This window comes from Affinundibacterium flavidum, from assembly GCF_014284175.1.
In the GTDB taxonomy this organism is placed as follows: Bacteria; Pseudomonadota; Gammaproteobacteria; order Burkholderiales; family Burkholderiaceae_D; genus Undibacterium; species Undibacterium flavidum.
Map to the genome: position 1 here is coordinate 22,777 of NZ_JACOGA010000001.1, position 15,602 is coordinate 38,378.

14 protein-coding genes and 1 tRNA gene are annotated in these 15,602 nt (G+C 46.3%); all 15 read left to right on the plus strand.

Going from position 1 to position 15,602, the window contains the following annotated elements:
* Positions 1–128: 128 nt before the first annotated feature.
* The 15 genes from H8K55_RS00080 to nuoH all read left to right on the plus strand — a co-directional run bounded on the left by H8K55_RS00080 (position 129) and on the right by nuoH (position 15,571).
* Positions 129–1,667 (plus strand): 2-isopropylmalate synthase, encoded by a 1,539-nt coding sequence (locus H8K55_RS00080; RefSeq protein ID WP_186939994.1) that lies wholly within the window; start codon positions 129–131, stop codon positions 1,665–1,667.
* A 205-nt stretch (positions 1,668–1,872) separates the two neighbouring features.
* Positions 1,873–2,142 (plus strand): 30S ribosomal protein S15, encoded by a 270-nt coding sequence (gene rpsO / locus H8K55_RS00085; RefSeq protein ID WP_186889867.1) that lies wholly within the window; start codon positions 1,873–1,875, stop codon positions 2,140–2,142.
* A 351-nt stretch (positions 2,143–2,493) separates the two neighbouring features.
* Positions 2,494–4,626 (plus strand): polyribonucleotide nucleotidyltransferase, encoded by a 2,133-nt coding sequence (pnp, locus tag H8K55_RS00090; protein WP_186939995.1) that lies wholly within the window; start codon positions 2,494–2,496, stop codon positions 4,624–4,626.
* Positions 4,627–4,769: 143 nt separating this feature from the next.
* Positions 4,770–5,747: an NAD(P)H-quinone oxidoreductase gene (locus H8K55_RS00095; protein ID WP_186939996.1), complete on the plus strand. Its 978-nt coding sequence runs from the start codon at positions 4,770–4,772 to the stop codon at positions 5,745–5,747.
* A 194-nt stretch (positions 5,748–5,941) separates the two neighbouring features.
* On the plus strand, positions 5,942–6,697 hold the full coding sequence (gene tpiA, locus H8K55_RS00100) for a triose-phosphate isomerase (protein ID WP_186939997.1): 756 nt from the start codon (positions 5,942–5,944) through the stop codon (positions 6,695–6,697).
* An 86-nt stretch (positions 6,698–6,783) separates the two neighbouring features.
* Entirely contained in the window at positions 6,784–7,155 is a 372-nt protein-coding gene (gene secG / locus H8K55_RS00105; RefSeq protein WP_186939998.1) for a preprotein translocase subunit SecG, read from the plus strand.
* 95 nt (positions 7,156–7,250) lie between these two features.
* Positions 7,251–7,335, plus strand: a tRNA-Leu gene (locus H8K55_RS00110).
* Positions 7,336–7,460: 125 nt separating this feature from the next.
* On the plus strand, positions 7,461–7,820 hold the full coding sequence (locus tag H8K55_RS00115) for an NADH-quinone oxidoreductase subunit A (RefSeq protein ID WP_186939999.1): 360 nt from the start codon (positions 7,461–7,463) through the stop codon (positions 7,818–7,820).
* A gap of 17 nt (positions 7,821–7,837) precedes the next feature.
* A complete protein-coding gene (locus H8K55_RS00120; RefSeq protein ID WP_186923149.1) occupies positions 7,838–8,314 on the plus strand; it encodes a NuoB/complex I 20 kDa subunit family protein in 477 nt (158 codons plus the stop codon).
* A gap of 35 nt (positions 8,315–8,349) precedes the next feature.
* The gene (locus H8K55_RS00125) at positions 8,350–8,949 is read left to right on the plus strand and encodes an NADH-quinone oxidoreductase subunit C (protein WP_186940000.1); all 600 of its coding nucleotides are present in this window, start codon (positions 8,350–8,352) and stop codon (positions 8,947–8,949) included.
* Between the two features lie 9 nt (positions 8,950–8,958).
* Positions 8,959–10,212, plus strand: a complete 1,254-nt coding sequence (locus H8K55_RS00130) for an NADH-quinone oxidoreductase subunit D (protein ID WP_186940001.1) — start codon at positions 8,959–8,961, stop codon at positions 10,210–10,212.
* A 71-nt stretch (positions 10,213–10,283) separates the two neighbouring features.
* Entirely contained in the window at positions 10,284–10,781 is a 498-nt protein-coding gene (nuoE, locus tag H8K55_RS00135; RefSeq protein ID WP_186940002.1) for an NADH-quinone oxidoreductase subunit NuoE, read from the plus strand.
* Positions 10,781–12,076 carry an NADH-quinone oxidoreductase subunit NuoF gene (gene nuoF, locus H8K55_RS00140; RefSeq protein ID WP_186940003.1) on the plus strand — a complete coding sequence of 432 codons (1,296 nt, stop codon included), beginning with the start codon at positions 10,781–10,783 and terminating at the stop codon, positions 12,074–12,076. The genes nuoE and nuoF overlap by 1 nt, the downstream gene beginning before the upstream one ends.
* Before the next feature lie 79 nt (positions 12,077–12,155).
* Complete coding sequence (gene nuoG / locus H8K55_RS00145; RefSeq protein ID WP_186940004.1) at positions 12,156–14,486, plus strand: NADH-quinone oxidoreductase subunit NuoG; 2,331 nt, start codon at positions 12,156–12,158, stop codon at positions 14,484–14,486.
* Positions 14,486–15,571: an NADH-quinone oxidoreductase subunit NuoH gene (gene nuoH / locus H8K55_RS00150; RefSeq protein WP_186940005.1), complete on the plus strand. Its 1,086-nt coding sequence runs from the start codon at positions 14,486–14,488 to the stop codon at positions 15,569–15,571. Before nuoG ends, nuoH begins: the two co-directional genes overlap by 1 nt.
* Positions 15,572–15,602: the final 31 nt, after the last annotated feature.

Here is a 15,602-nt window from a genome sequence, read left to right on the forward strand (position 1 = left end):
CGTGTGCGTCTTGCAAGGGGCGGGAAAGATCTATTCAAGTCATCGAGTTTTACTCGAATTTCAAAGAATTTTCATTTATTTTTATTATTTTATTTTGGTACTTATTTGTGTACCTTTCGGAGGCAAACATGGCAGACAAACTCATCATATTCGACACGACTTTGCGTGACGGCGAACAATCCCCTGGCGCATCAATGACTAAGGATGAAAAGGTACGTATCGCTCGCCAGCTAGAGCGTTTGAAAGTCGACGTGATCGAAGCGGGTTTCGCTGCCGCTTCGCCTGGTGATTTTGAATCGATCAAAGCGATTGCCGCTGCCGTACGTGAACCAATTATCTGTTCTTTGTCACGTGCGAATGACAGAGATATTTCACGCGCCGCCGAAGCGTTGGAAAAAGCGCAGCGCAAACGTATTCATACTTTCATCGCGACTTCACCTTTGCACATGGAAATGAAATTGCGCATGAGCCCTGATCAAGTGTTGGAGCAAGCGATTCAAGCAGTTCGTTTCGCACGACAATTTACTGACGATGTGGAATTTAGCCCGGAAGATGCAAGTCGCTCTGATTTTGATTTCCTTTGCCGTGTGATTGAGGCGGTGATTAAAGAAGGCGCAACGACTATTAATTTTGCGGATACGGTTGGTTACGGCGTTCCAGAGTTGTACGGTAGTACATTGAAGCGTTTGCGTGAAACCATTCCTAATTCCGATAAGGCAATTTGGTCGGTGCACTGCCATAATGACTTAGGCATGGCGGTAGCGAATTCCTTAGCGGGCGTGATGATTGGTGGTGCACGCCAAGTCGAATGTACGATCAACGGTCTCGGTGAACGTGCAGGGAATACCGCATTGGAAGAAATCGTGATGGCGGTACGTACACGTAAAGATCACTTCAATTTGGATATCGGAATCGATACTACGCAAATTGTGGCGACTTCGAAAATGGTTTCGCAAATTACAGGCTTTGCTGTGCAGCCGAATAAAGCGATCGTCGGTGCCAATGCTTTTGCTCATGCCTCCGGTATACATCAAGACGGCATTTTGAAGGCGCGCAACACCTATGAAATCATGCGTGCGGAAGATGTAGGTTGGAGTGCCAATAAAATCGTACTCGGCAAACTTTCAGGGCGTAACGCGTTCAAACAGCGCTTGCAAGAACTCGGGATTGCCTTGGAATCAGAAACTGAAATCAACGCCGCCTTCGCACGTTTTAAAGAGCTCGCTGATAAGAAATCTGAGATATTTGACGAAGACATCATGTCAGTGGTTGCGGATGAAGAGCATTCACACGATGCCGATCACTATCGTCTGGTGTCCATTAGTCAGCATTCAGAAACGGGTGAGCGCTCCTCGGCGGTCGTAGTGATGACGATAGGTGACAAAGAAAAATCCTGCATCGCGCAAGGCAACGGTGCGGTCGATGCGATCGTTGGTGCAATTGAATCCGAAGTGAAGAGCGAAGCTGAGCTGTTGCTGTTTTCAATTAATGCGATCACAGCCGGCACGCAATCGCAAGGTGAGGTGACTATACGATTAAGTAAAGCTGGCCGTATCGTCAACGGCGTGGGGGCAGATCCGGATATCGTGGTGGCATCGGCGAAGGCCTACATTTCGGCTTTGAATAAATTGCACTCTAAGGTTGAGAAGTTGAATCCTCAGATTTAGTATTTCTTTGTATTTTTGAAAAGCCTCTTGCAACAGAATTCATATTGTGAGAGGCATTTCATGTTTTGCCTTGAGTTTTCGCTATTTTTCATGCTATAGTCGCGGTCTCATCAAATTCTGATGGGATTTATTTAATGGTATTTCACGATATCGAAGGTGTTGGTTCAAAAACCTAACTCTTGGTATCGCATGTAAAGGAAATAAGATGTCTATCGAAAAAAGTGCAAAAGCCGCTATCGTTGCGGATAATGCCCGTGGTCAAAACGACACAGGTTCTCCAGAAGTGCAAGTTGCTTTGTTGACTGCACGTATCAATGACTTGAACGGTCATTTCAAATCTCACTCTAAAGATCACCATTCACGTCGTGGTTTGATCATGATGGTTAACCGTCGTAAGAGTTTGTTGTCTTACCTGAAAGGTAAAGATTTGAACCGTTATCGTTCATTGATCGAAAAACTCGGCTTGCGTAAGTAATCTACTCATCAGAGTATTTTGCTAAACACAGCAAAGAATTAAAGTAAAAAGCCTGCGTCAGTTTGACTGATGCAGGCTTTTTGCCTTTGGGGCATCTAAATTTGCTTAAAGTTTGGGCGCTCTGAGTGGTAAATGTAGTGAAAATGCTGGAAATAGTTAGGACTTACGCAAAATTGCGCTAGCTAGGCGCGTCGCCGAAGACAGTACTTTTGTACGGCGAGGCGACAGCAACGACGCTAGCGTCTGTTTTGCGTAAGTCCTAATAGTAAGGGTGATTCGAAGCTGAATTACTTGTGGTGAGGTGAACGACAGCCCCTGGAAATCTGTCGGAAAATAGTGAAAGGACACATTGTGTTTAATAAAGTTACGAAAACATTCCAATACGGTCAACATACAGTGACCTTGGAAACAGGTGAAATCGCACGTCAGGCTTCTGGCGCAGTAATGGTGTCGATTGAAGATACCGTCGTATTGGCAACCGTTGTTGCGAAAAAAGACGCCAAGCCAGGTCAGGATTTCTTCCCATTGACCGTGGATTACTTGGAAAAAACTTATGCAGCTGGTCGTATTCCAGGTGGTTTCTTCAAGCGTGAAGGTCGTCCATCAGAAAAAGAAACATTGACGTCGCGTTTGATTGATCGCCCGATTCGTCCATTGTTCCCAGAAGGGTATTTGAACGAAGTGCAAGTCATTGTGCACGTGTTGTCTGTGAACCCAGAAATCGATCCTGATATAGCAGCAATGATTGGTGCGTCTGCAGCGATTTGCGTATCCGGCATTCCATTTAGCGGCCCAGTAGGTGCGGCACGCGTTGGTTACATCGATGGTCAATATGTATTGAACCCAACTGCAACGCAATTGAAAACATCTGCGATGGATTTAGTTGTCGCTGGTACTGAATCTGCTGTGTTGATGGTGGAATCTGAAGCGCAACAATTGTCCGAAGAGGTGATGTTGGGCGCGGTTGTGTATGGTCACACACAAATGAAAGCAGTGATTGATGCGATTCATGATTTGGTACGTGATGGCGGCAAGCCAGAAGTGCAATGGGCGCCGGCAGCTAAGAACGAGCCTTTGATTGCTGCAGTGACTGCAGTAGCTGAGCCTTTGTTGCGCGCTGCGTATCAAACTAAAGAAAAACAAGCGCGTACTGAACAGTTAAAAGCAGCAAGTGCAGCAGTCAGTGCAGCTTTGGCTGAACAAGCAGTAGCGGCTGGTACTGCAGCGCCAGATTCTGGCGATGTTGGCAATATCATGTTTGACTTGGAATCAAAAATCGTTCGCTCCCAAATTTTGGATGGTGAGCCACGTATCGATGGTCGTGACACACGCACAGTGCGTCCAATCACGATCCGTACTGGCGTATTGCCACGTACGCACGGTACCGCCTTGTTCACACGCGGTGAAACACAAGCTTTGGTGATTGCGACTTTGGGTACTTCCCGTGATGAGCAGAAAATTGATGCATTGATGGGTGAATACTCTGATCGCTTCATGCTGCATTACAACATGCCTCCGTTTGCTACCGGTGAAACAGGTCGCGTTGGCACACCTAAGCGTCGTGAAATTGGTCATGGCCGTTTGGCGAAACGCGCATTGCAAGCTGCATTGCCAGCGCCAGAAGATTTTAGCTACTCAGTGCGTTTGGTTTCCGAAATTACAGAATCCAATGGTTCTTCTTCCATGGCATCTGTGTGCGGTGGTTGCTTGGCATTGATGGATGCGGGTGTACCGATGAAAGCACACGTGGCTGGTATCGCGATGGGCTTGATTAAAGATGGCAATAAATTTGCTGTTTTAACGGACATCTTGGGTGATGAGGATCATCTCGGCGATATGGACTTTAAAGTTGCTGGTACTGCAGAAGGTATCACTGCTTTGCAGATGGATATCAAAATCCAAGGTATTACGAAAGAAATCATGCAAGTCGCTTTGGCGCAAGCTAAAGAAGGCCGTGATCATATCTTGGGTGAAATGCAAAAAGCAGTTCCAGTCGGTAAAGTGGAATTGTCTGATTTTGCACCACGCTTGATTACTGTGAAAATCAATCCGGAAAAAATCCGCGATGTGATCGGTAAGGGCGGTGCGGTCATTCGTGCATTGACAGAAGAAACTGGTACGCAAATCGATATCAGCGATGAAGGTGTAGTAACGATCGCTTCTGTTGATGCAGCTGCGGGTCAAGAAGCGAAACGTCGTATTGAAGAATTGACGGCAGAAGTTGAAGTCGGCAAGATCTACGAAGGCACAGTATTGAAGTTGTTGGACTTCGGTGCGATTGTACAAATCATGCCAGGTAAAGACGGCTTGTTGCACATCAGCCAAATCGCTAATGAGCGCGTGAATGCTGTTGCTGACTACCTCAAAGAAGGTCAGCAAGTGCGCGTGAAAGTCTTGGAAACAGACGATCGCGGTCGCTTTAAATTGTCGATGAAGGCTGCTGTTGAAGCTGCTGCTCCTGCAGAGGCTGCACCGGAGGCGTAAAAGCTTCTTGTTAGTAGATGATCCTAATATCGTCGAAAACAAATCGGCGTAAAATCAAAACCGTTCGTGGGAAACTGCGAACGGTTTTTTTATATAAAGTGTTTGTTTAGTGACTTGATTTTGGTGAGGGAGGTGAGGGAATAATGCGAGTAATCGAAATTACTCAATACGGTCAGCCTGAGGTTTTGCAGTTGTGTGAGCGTCCTGTGCCAGTCCCTGCTGCTGGTGAAGTGCTGATCCGAGTGCAGGCGGCTGGCGTCAATCGACCGGATGTATTGCAACGCATGGGGCATTATCCAGTGCCTGTCGGAGCTTCGGATTTGCCAGGTTTGGAAGTTGCCGGTGAAATTGTTGCCGGGGATTTGTCCGGAAGCGAATTTTGTATTGGTGATCAGGTTTGTGCCTTGGTGCAGGGCGGTGGTTATGCAGAATTTTGTGTCGCGCCCGTTGCTCAATGTTTGCCGGTGCCTCGTGGCTTGAGCGTGATTGAAGCTGCATCCTTGCCAGAAACTTTTTTCACTGTCTGGTCAAACGTATTTGATCGTGGAAGTTTGTCGGCGGGTGAGACTTTGTTGGTGCATGGTGGAACCTCGGGGATTGGTGTTGCTGCGATACAGATTGCGACGGCTTTGGGTTCTAGGGTGTTGGCCACAGTGGGTTCCGATGAGAAATGTCGCGCGGTAGAAAAGCTGGGTGCGGTGCGTGCCATCAATTATCGGACTGAGGATTTTCTTGAGATTGTCAAAGCGGAGACGTCGGGTAAGGGGGTGAATGTCATTTTGGATATGGTGGCGGGTAAATACCTATCAAAAAATATTGATAGCCTGGCGGATGATGGGCGCTTGGTTGTAATTGCACTATTGGGCGGTGCTAAAGCTGAGTTGGATTTGTCGCAAGTGCTGCGTCGTCGTTTGCATATTACTGGGTCAACGCTGCGTCCGCGTTCAGTCGCATTCAAGGCGGACATTGCCCGCGCATTACGTCAACAGGTTTGGCCATTATTGGAGAGTGGGGCGGTTAAGCCGGTGGTGCACCAGGTTTTCGCCTTAAAGGATGCGTGTAAGGCGCATGAGGCGATGGAGGCTAGTCAGCATATTGGCAAGCTGGTTTTGGAGTTGTAATCGAATAATGAAGTCATGCGTCGCTATCGTTTCTTGCAAGCTACTCTTTGACATATGAAAAAATGTTTCTTTTCTGATTAAAATTATCATTGTTTGAACAAAAATGTCGTAATTGATTTTAAACTTTTGGCTGGAAAATTGACCCTGCCAGCTCTGGCACGATACAATAGCAAGTTAATTAAATTTTGAATCCTATGGCACAACAGCGACGCACATTAATAGCCGGTAATTGGAAAATGAACGGCAGTCTCTCTGCAAACTCTGGCTTGCTAGGGGATTTGCTGGCTGCATCAATTGAGTCAGCGAGTGAAGTTCTAGTTTGCGTGCCGTCAGTGTATCTGGCTCAGTGCGATGCATTGTTGGCAAAAACCTCGATCGCTTTTGGTGCGCAAGATGTCTCCGCACATCAATCTGGCGCCTATACAGGTGAGGTGTCGCCAGCAATGTTGGCGGATTTCTCTTGTAAGTATGTGATTGTCGGGCATTCTGAGCGACGTGCATATCATCATGAATCGAATGAGTTGGTTGCTCAAAAATCTTTGCAGGCATTGCGTTCGAATATTTGCCCTATCGTCTGTGTTGGGGAGACCTTGGAGCAGCGCGAAGCAGGTAAGACCAATGAGGTCGTCGTCACTCAGTTGCAAGCTGTCATGGATGTGCTTGATGATGGCGCTTTGGCGCGCATCGTTGTGGCATACGAGCCAGTTTGGGCGATTGGAACTGGGAAAACAGCGACGCCGGAAATGGCTCAAGAAGTGCATGCTGTTTTGCGTAAGACGCTCGCTGAGCGTAGTGCGTTTGCAGCGGAAAAAGTTCGTATTTTGTACGGTGGAAGTATGAAGCCTGATAATGCTAAGGAATTGTTGGTGATGCCTGATATCGATGGTGGATTGATTGGCGGTGCTGCTTTGAAGGCTGTAGATTTTTTGGCGATTATTGCGGCTGCTTAAGCTAGAGGTTTTGTAAGAGTTTTGAGATTTCAAGCGAAATTCTCAGATGTGATTTGTAAAAGATTAAATTTGATCGGATGTTTTAAATGAATACTTCTTTGGCTACTTTGGTAATGATTGTGCAGGTAATTTCTGCTTTGGTAATTGTTGGTTTGGTTTTGCTGCAGCATGGTAAAGGCGCGGACATGGGAGCTTCCTTCGGCTCTGGTGCATCTGGTAGCTTGTTTGGTGCTACGGGCTCTTCCAACTTTTTGTCAAAATCGACAGCAGTTGCTGTTGCGGTTTTCTTTATCGCGACTTTGATTTTGACTTCCTTTGGTGCGAACAAGGCGCCTTCTTCTGTTGGTGTAATGGATAACTTGCCGGCAGCGAAAGCGAGTGCTTCAGCAACTGCTGCAGTGTCGGCTGCACCTTCTGCTTCTGCAACTGCAAGTCAAACAACTGAAATCCCTAAATAACTTAATGTAGATCAGTTTGCCCGGCAAAAAAATCTTGAATTGCTGCAATTGTGCGTTGAACAATTGAGCTGAACCGAGTACAATGCTGGGCTTATGCCGACGTGGTGAAATTGGTAGACACGCTATCTTGAGGGGGTAGTGGCGAAAGCTGTACGAGTTCGAGTCTCGTCGTCGGCACCATAGAATAAGTCAAACTTCTCTGTTTGATTTGATCGAGGAAGTGGTTGCGAATTAAGTTGAATTGAGCAATCACTCAATCAAGCAATTAACATCTCAATGTTGCGTTTTTATACGGATAAGCTAACGTGAACCTCGAAAATTATTTCCCAGTTCTTCTCTTTATTTTGGTTGGTATTGCGGTGGGTATTGTTCCGCAAGTTCTTGGGCGTATTCTCGCGCCGCACCGACCAGATAGTCAAAAAACATCAGCCTATGAGTGTGGCTTTGAAGCCTTTGAAGATGCGCGTATGAAGTTTGATGTGCGTTATTATCTCGTTGCGATTTTATTTATTTTGTTCGATCTCGAAACTGCTTTCTTCTTTCCATGGGCTGTCTCCATGAAGGAATTGGGGTGGACTGGTTTCTTGGTGATGCTAGGCTTCATCTTGGAATTTGCGGTCGGTTTTTGGTACATCTGGAAAAAGGGCGCCCTCGACTGGGAGTGACCTGATAGGAAAAGCTTATGTCAATTGAAGGCGTGTTAAGCGAAGGCTTTGTTACCACTAGTTTGGACAAGCTGATTAATTGGACGCAAACAGGTTCGATGTGGCCAATGACATTCGGTCTGGCTTGCTGTGCAGTTGAGATGATGCACGCTGGTTGTTCTCGCTATGATCTAGATCGTTTTGGTGTGGTGTTTCGCCCATCTCCACGTCAATCTGATGTGATGATTGTTGCTGGAACTTTGTGCAATAAAATGGCGCCAGCTTTACGTAAAGTCTATGATCAGATGGCAGAGCCACGTTGGGTTGTCTCCATGGGTTCTTGTGCAAACGGTGGTGGTTATTATCACTACTCTTACTCTGTGGTGCGTGGTTGTGATCGCATTGTGCCGGTTGATATTTATGTTCCCGGTTGTCCTCCGACTGCAGAAGCGCTGATTTACGGCATTATTCAGTTGCAAAACAAGATTAAGCGTACCAATACTATTGCCCGCTAATTTTGCTGGCAGAGAAATTTACAAACTAAAGCAAAATGACTACCAAACTAGAAAATCTCGAGTCAGCAGTGAAAGGTGTCATCGGCGAGCGACTCATGCAGTCGCATTTGGCGCTGGGTGAACTGACTGTTGTTGTCTCTGCTAAGGATTATTTGCAAGTAATGTTTGATTTGCGCGATAGCGCCGCGACTTGCTTCGAACAGTTGATTGATCTATGTGGCGTTGATTATTCAACTTATGGCGATGGAATCTGGGATGGTAAGCGTTTCGCAGTAGTCTCACATCTGACCTCGGTTAAACATAATTGGCGTTTGCGTGTTCGCGTGTTTGCAGAGGATGATGAATTTCCACTCGTCGCTTCATTGGTAGATGTGTGGAGTACTGCAAATTGGTATGAGCGTGAAGCGTTTGACTTCTTCGGTATTTTGTTTGATGGTCATAATGATTTGCGTCGTATTCTGACTGACTACGGATTTATCGGTCATCCTTTCCGTAAAGATTTCCCGGTTTCTGGCTATGTAGAAATGCGTTATGACGCTGATCAAAAGCGTGTGGTTTATCAACCAGTGACGATAGAGCCACGTGAAAATACGCCACGTATTATTCGTGAAGAAAATTACGGGATTAAGGGTTAAGGACGCAACATGGCTGATATTAAAAATTACACCTTAAACTTTGGTCCTCAGCATCCTGCAGCGCATGGTGTTTTGCGTTTGGTGCTCGAATTAGATGGCGAAGTTATTCAACGTGCGGATCCGCACATCGGCTTGTTGCATCGCGCAACTGAAAAATTAGCCGAGCAAAAAACATTTCTGCAATCTGTTCCTTATATGGATCGCTTGGACTATGTGTCTATGATGTCCAATGAGCATGCCTACGTCATGGCAATTGAAAAAATGCTCGGTTTGGAAGTGCCTTTGCGTGCGCAGTATATTCGTGTGATGTTTGATGAAATTACGCGTATCTTGAATCACTTGTTGTGGATCGGTGCGCATGGTCTTGACGTTGGCGCGATGGCGGTGATGTTGTATGCCTTCCGTGAACGTGAAGATTTGATGGATTGCTACGAAGCGGTTTCTGGTGCGCGTATGCATGCTGCTTACTATCGTCCAGGTGGTGTATATCGCGACTTGCCAGATGAAATGCCTAAGCATAAGGCATCTATCCTCAAAAACGAAAAAGCCATTCGATTGTTGAATGAAAATCGTCAAGGTTCTTTGCTCGATTTTATTGAAGACTTCACCAATCGTTTCCCGAAATATGTCGATGAATACGAAACCTTGTTGACCGATAATCGTATCTGGAAGCAGCGTTTGGTTGGTATTGGCGTGGTGTCTCCTGAGCGTGCTTTGGCAATGGGCTTTACTGGTCCTATGTTGCGCGGTTCCGGTATCGAATGGGATTTGCGTAAGAAGCAACCTTATGAAGTGTATGACTTGTTAGATTTCGACATTCCGGTTGGCGTAAATGGCGATAGTTATGATCGTTATTTGGTGCGTGTCGAAGAAATGCGCCAATCAAATCGCATCATCAAGCAATGCGTAGAATGGTTGCGGAATAATCCGGGTCCAGTGATGTCGACTAATCATAAAGTCGCGCCACCAAGCCGCGTAAATATGAAGTCGAATATGGAAGAGTTGATCCATCACTTTAAATTATTTACTGAAGGTTTCCATGTTCCTGCTGGTGAAGTGTATTCCGCAGTCGAGCATCCAAAAGGTGAATTTGGTATTTACCTGATATCGGATGGTGCGAATAAGCCATATCGCATGAAGATTCGTGCACCAGGTTTCCCGCATCTGCAAGGTTTAGATGAAATGGCAAAAGGTCACATGATCGCCGATGCGGTCACGATTATCGGTACGCAAGATATTGTGTTCGGTGAAATCGACCGTTGATTGGTTATTTGTAGATTAAATATTGATAGATGATCGACCTTAATCAAAGGTCGATATTTGAGGCAAAAGCGATGGTCTTATCAGAGCAAGCATTAAAGAAAATTGATCGCGAATTGGCAAAATTCCCTGCGGATCAACGTCAATCTGCAGTGATGGCAGCCTTGGCGATTGCCCAGGATGAAACCAGTTGGTTATCACCAGAGGTATTGCAGTTTGTTGCCGATTACATCGGTATGCCTGCCGTTGCAGTGCAAGAAGTTGCGACCTTCTACAATATGTACAATACCAAGCCGGTCGGTAAACATAAAATTACTGTTTGTACGAACTTACCATGCGCTTTGTCTGGCGGTGAACGTGCAGCGCATCACTTGAAGCAAAAGTTAGGTTTGGACTACAAAGAAACCAGTGCTGATGGTCAGTTCACCTTGATGGAAGGCGAGTGCATGGGCGCTTGCGGTGACGCACCAGTACTATTGGTGAACAATAAGCGTATGTGCAGCTTTATGTCGAATGACAAAATTGATGCTCTAGTGACTGAATTAAGCCAAACAACAGAAGCAGGTAAATAATGACGAGTCTACATAATCGCCATATCAAGCCACTGATTCTCGCTGGCTTAGACGGAAAAAACTGGCACCTACAAGACTATATCGCGCGCGGTGGCTATCAATCTTTAAAACGTATTTTGGATGAAAAAATCCCGCCAGAGCAAGTGATTGCGGAGCTGAAAGCTTCCTCCTTGCGTGGTCGTGGTGGTGCAGGTTTTCCAACTGGTTTGAAGTGGAGCTTCATGCCACGCCAATTCCCAGGTCAAAAATATTTGGTCTGTAATACCGATGAAGGTGAGCCAGGCACATTTAAAGATCGCGACATCATTCGTTACAATCCGCACGCTTTGATCGAAGGCATGGCGATCGGTGCGTACGCGATGGGTATTACTGTTGGCTACAATTATATTCACGGTGAAATTTTCGCTGACTATGACCGTTTCGAAGAAGCTCTAGAAGAAGCGCGCGCGGCGAATATGTTGGGTGATCGTATTCACGGTTCTGATTTCTCATTCCAGTTACATGCTTTCCACGGTTATGGTGCGTACATCTGCGGTGAAGAAACAGCATTGTTGGAATCCTTAGAGGGTAAAAAAGGTCAACCGCGTTTCAAGCCACCGTTTCCTGCAAGCTTTGGTTTGTATGGTAAGCCGACGACCATCAATAACACTGAAACTTTTGCTGCTGTGCCGTTTGTATTGGCAATGGGTGGTGAAAATTACGCCGCTTTGGGCAAACCAAATAATGGCGGTACGAAAATTTTCTCCATGTCTGGCGACGTGGCAAAACCAGGTAATTACGAAGTCCCTATGGGCACACCGTTTGCGACTTTGTTAGAGTTGGCTGGTGGAATGCGTGATGGCAAGAAGATCAAAGCAGTTATTCCAGGTGGCTCTTCCATGCCAGTCTTGACTGGTGATGTGATGATGGCGACCGACATGGATTATGACTCCATCGCTAAGGCTGGTTCTATGCTTGGTTCTGGCGCGGTCATAGTAATGGATGAAACGCGTTGCATGGTCAAATCTTTATTGCGCTTGTCGTATTTCTATTTCGAAGAATCTTGTGGTCAATGTACGCCATGTCGTGAAGGCACGGGCTGGTTGTATCGCATGGTACATCGTATCGAAAATGGTCAGGGACGTCCTGACGATTTGGACATGTTAAATGCAGTTGCTGATGGTATACAAGGTCGCACGATTTGCGCTTTGGGTGATGCTGCTGCGATGCCAGTTCGTGCATTCATTAAGAATTTCCGTGAAGAGTTTGAATACCATATCGAGCATAAGCATTGCTTGGTTCCGACTTATTTATAAACAAGGCTTTAGTTTGTTCTTGAATTGAAAATTCATTCAAGTCTGAATATTTATTCGCTTAGCGTACCCAGAGCACACCATGGTTGAAATTGAAATAGACGGCAAGAAAGTAGAAGTCCCTGCGGGAAGCATGGTCATGGAAGCTGCCAATAAACTTGGCACTTACATCCCCCACTTTTGCTATCACAAAAAATTGTCGATTGCTGCGAACTGCCGCATGTGTTTAGTGGAAGTTGAAAAAGCTCCTAAACCTTTGCCTGCCTGCGCAACACCAGTGACGCAAGGCATGATCGTTCGTTCGAATAGCGATAAAGCGGTCAAGGCACAAAAAGATGTGATGGAGTTTTTGCTGATCAATCACCCATTGGATTGCCCAATCTGCGATCAAGGTGGTGAATGCCAATTGCAAGATCTGGCAGTAGGTTACGGTAAAACGAGCTCACGCTATCAAGAAGAAAAACGCGTAGTCTTCCATAAAAACGTAGGTCCTTTGATCTCCATGGAAGAGATGAGCCGCTGTATTCACTGCACACGTTGCGTACGCTTTGGTCAAGAAGTTGCAGGCGTGATGGAACTTGGTATGCTGGGTCGTGGTGAGCATTCAGAAATTACCTCTTTCGTTGGCAAAACGGTTGATTCAGAGTTGTCTGGCAATATGATTGATCTGTGCCCAGTTGGTGCATTGACTTCTAAGCCTTTCCGTTATTCGGCACGTACCTGGGAATTGTCACGTCGTAAGTCCGTCAGCGCACACGATGGTCTCGGTTCAAATTTAATCGTTCAAGTCAAAAATAATAAAGTAATGCGTGTCGTTCCTCTGGAAAATGACGCGGTGAACGAATGCTGGATTTCAGATAAAGATCGTTTCGCTTATGAAGGTTTGAATAGCGCTGATCGTTTGACTAAGCCGATGTTAAAGCAGGGCGGCCAATGGCAAGAAACAGACTGGCAAACAGCCTTGGAATATGTGGCACATGGTTTGAAAAATGTGAAGCATGAACACGGTGCGAATTCGATTGCTGGTATTGCGACTGCTAATTCTACATTAGAAGAAATGAGCTTGTTGTCACGCGTAGTGCGTGGCATGGGTTCCGAGAATATTGAAACGCGTTTACGTCAATCTGACTTTGCACTGACAGCTAAGATCAAGCCATGGTTGGGCATGTCGATTGCATCGTTTGCACAATTGAAAAATGTTTTTGTGATCGGATCTTTTCTGCGTAAAGATCACCCATTGCTGGCAGCACGTTTGCGTCAGGCAGTGAAGTCAGGTGCAAAACTCAGTGTATTGCATGCGACTGACGATGAACTGTTGATGAAAGTCGCGAATAAGGCAGTTTTAGCGCCATCCGCATGGTTGTCTTTCTTGGCTGAGGTCGCTACCGCAGTGGCAACAGCTAAGCAAGTTGCGAAACCTGCTGGCTTGGCAGATGTCACAGTATCAGATTTAGCACAAGCAATTGCTACAAGCTTATTGTCAGGCGCAGATGCAGCTTCCTCTGGCGTATTCCTCGGAAATACGGCGGCGCAGCATCCTGATGCATCTAAGATTCACGCCTTGGTACAATGGATCGCACAAAACACTGGCGCAGGATTTGGTTATCTGACGGAAGCAGCAAATACAGTTGGTGCTTATCTGGCAGATGCTGTTCCTGCGAATGCTGATGCAGCTGCCAGCTTACTCAGCAATGCACGCAAAGCGGTCGTGTTGTTGAATGCTGAACCTGAACTTGATTTTGCGAATACGAATCAAGCGCAAGCAGTATTGGCACAAGCCGATATGGTCGTCGTGATGTCACCGTTTAAACATGGCATGGAATACGCAGATGTGTTGTTGCCAGTTTCTCCATACACAGAAACAGCCGGCACTTTCGTCAACTGCGAAGGTCTTGCACAAAGCTTCCACGGTGTGGTGAAGCCATTAGGCGATACCCGTCCAGCATGGAAAGTCTTGCGTGTACTCGGTAACTTGTTGGGCTTGGATAATTTCGAATTTGAAACGGCAGAGGCGGTTCGTGATGCGGTTTTGGGTCAAGGTCAAACGGATTTGTCCGCTAAATTGAATAATATTGCCGATGTGGCGATTGCGTCTTCTTCACCCGTCGCTGGTTTGGAACGCGTTTCTGATGTGCCTATTTACAGCACCGACGCCATCGTACGTCGTGCTGAATCCTTGCAACGCACTGCCGATGCTAAAGCGGCTGGCGTTAGCTTGAGCGCAGCAGAATTTACCCGCCTCGGTATCGCGGATGGCGACTATGTGAAGTTGACACAGGCTGGTTCATCTGTGATGGCATCGGCAAAGTTAGATAAAACATTGCCAGCGACAGTCGTGCGCGTGGCAGCCGGTGTTTTGGCAACGCATCAACTGGGTGCGATGTTTGGCCCAATTAATGTGGAGCGTGCATAATGAATTTCTTAGATACGGTTCAATCTTATGGCGTGCAATACCTTGGTGGTTTGTGGCCTTTAGTGTGGACTTTGGTCAAGATCGTCTGCATCACTTTGCCAGTCATGGGCTGCGTCGCCTATCTGACATTGTGGGAACGTAAGATGATAGGCTGGATGCACGTACGTCTAGGTCCAAATCGCGTCGGTCCTGCAGGTCTGTTGCAACCTATCGCCGATGCTTTGAAGTTGCTGTTGAAAGAGATTATCATTCCAGCCAAAGCGAATAAAGTCTTGTTCGTGATTGCACCGATTATGACTATTATGCCGGCTTTGGCTGCGTGGTCGGTCATCCCTTTTGGTCCTGAAGTTGTACTGGCGAATGTGAACGCTGGCTTGCTGTTGATCATGGCAATTACATCAATGGAAGTCTACGGCATTATCATCGCGGGTTGGGCTTCTAACTCTAAGTATGCTTTCCTCGGTGCGATGCGCGCTTCTGCTCAAATGATTTCTTATGAGATCGCAATGGGTTTTGTATTAGTGATCGTATTGATGGTCTCAGGTAGCTTGAATTTGACTGACGTAGTGAATGGTCAATCTAAAGGCTACTTCGCCGAACATGGTTGGAATTTTCTTTCATGGAATTGGTTGCCTTTGTTACCGATGTTTGTCGTGTATGTGATCTCTGGTATCGCTGAAACAAATCGTCATCCGTTTGACGTCGTTGAGGGCGAGTCTGAAATCGTTGCTGGTCATATGGTTGAATATTCTGGTATGTCGTTTGCGATGTTCTTCCTCGCTGAATATGCCAATATGATTTTGATTTCTGCATTGGCATCATTGATGTTCCTCGGTGGTTGGAATTCCCCGATTGGTCATGCAGTTCCAGTGTTAGGTTTGTTAGCCTACCTGCCGGGTTGGATTTGGTTAGGTGTGAAAACTTTCTTCGTGGTTTCTTTGTTTATCTGGGCACGTGCGTCTTTCCCGCGTTATCGTTACGATCAAATTATGCGTTTAGGTTGGAAGGTATTTATACCACTGACGCTCGCTTACTTGGTGATCGTCGCAGGGTGGATGCAAACCTCCTGGAACATTTGGAAATAATTAGCTAAAGAAAAATATTAGCGAATAAGTC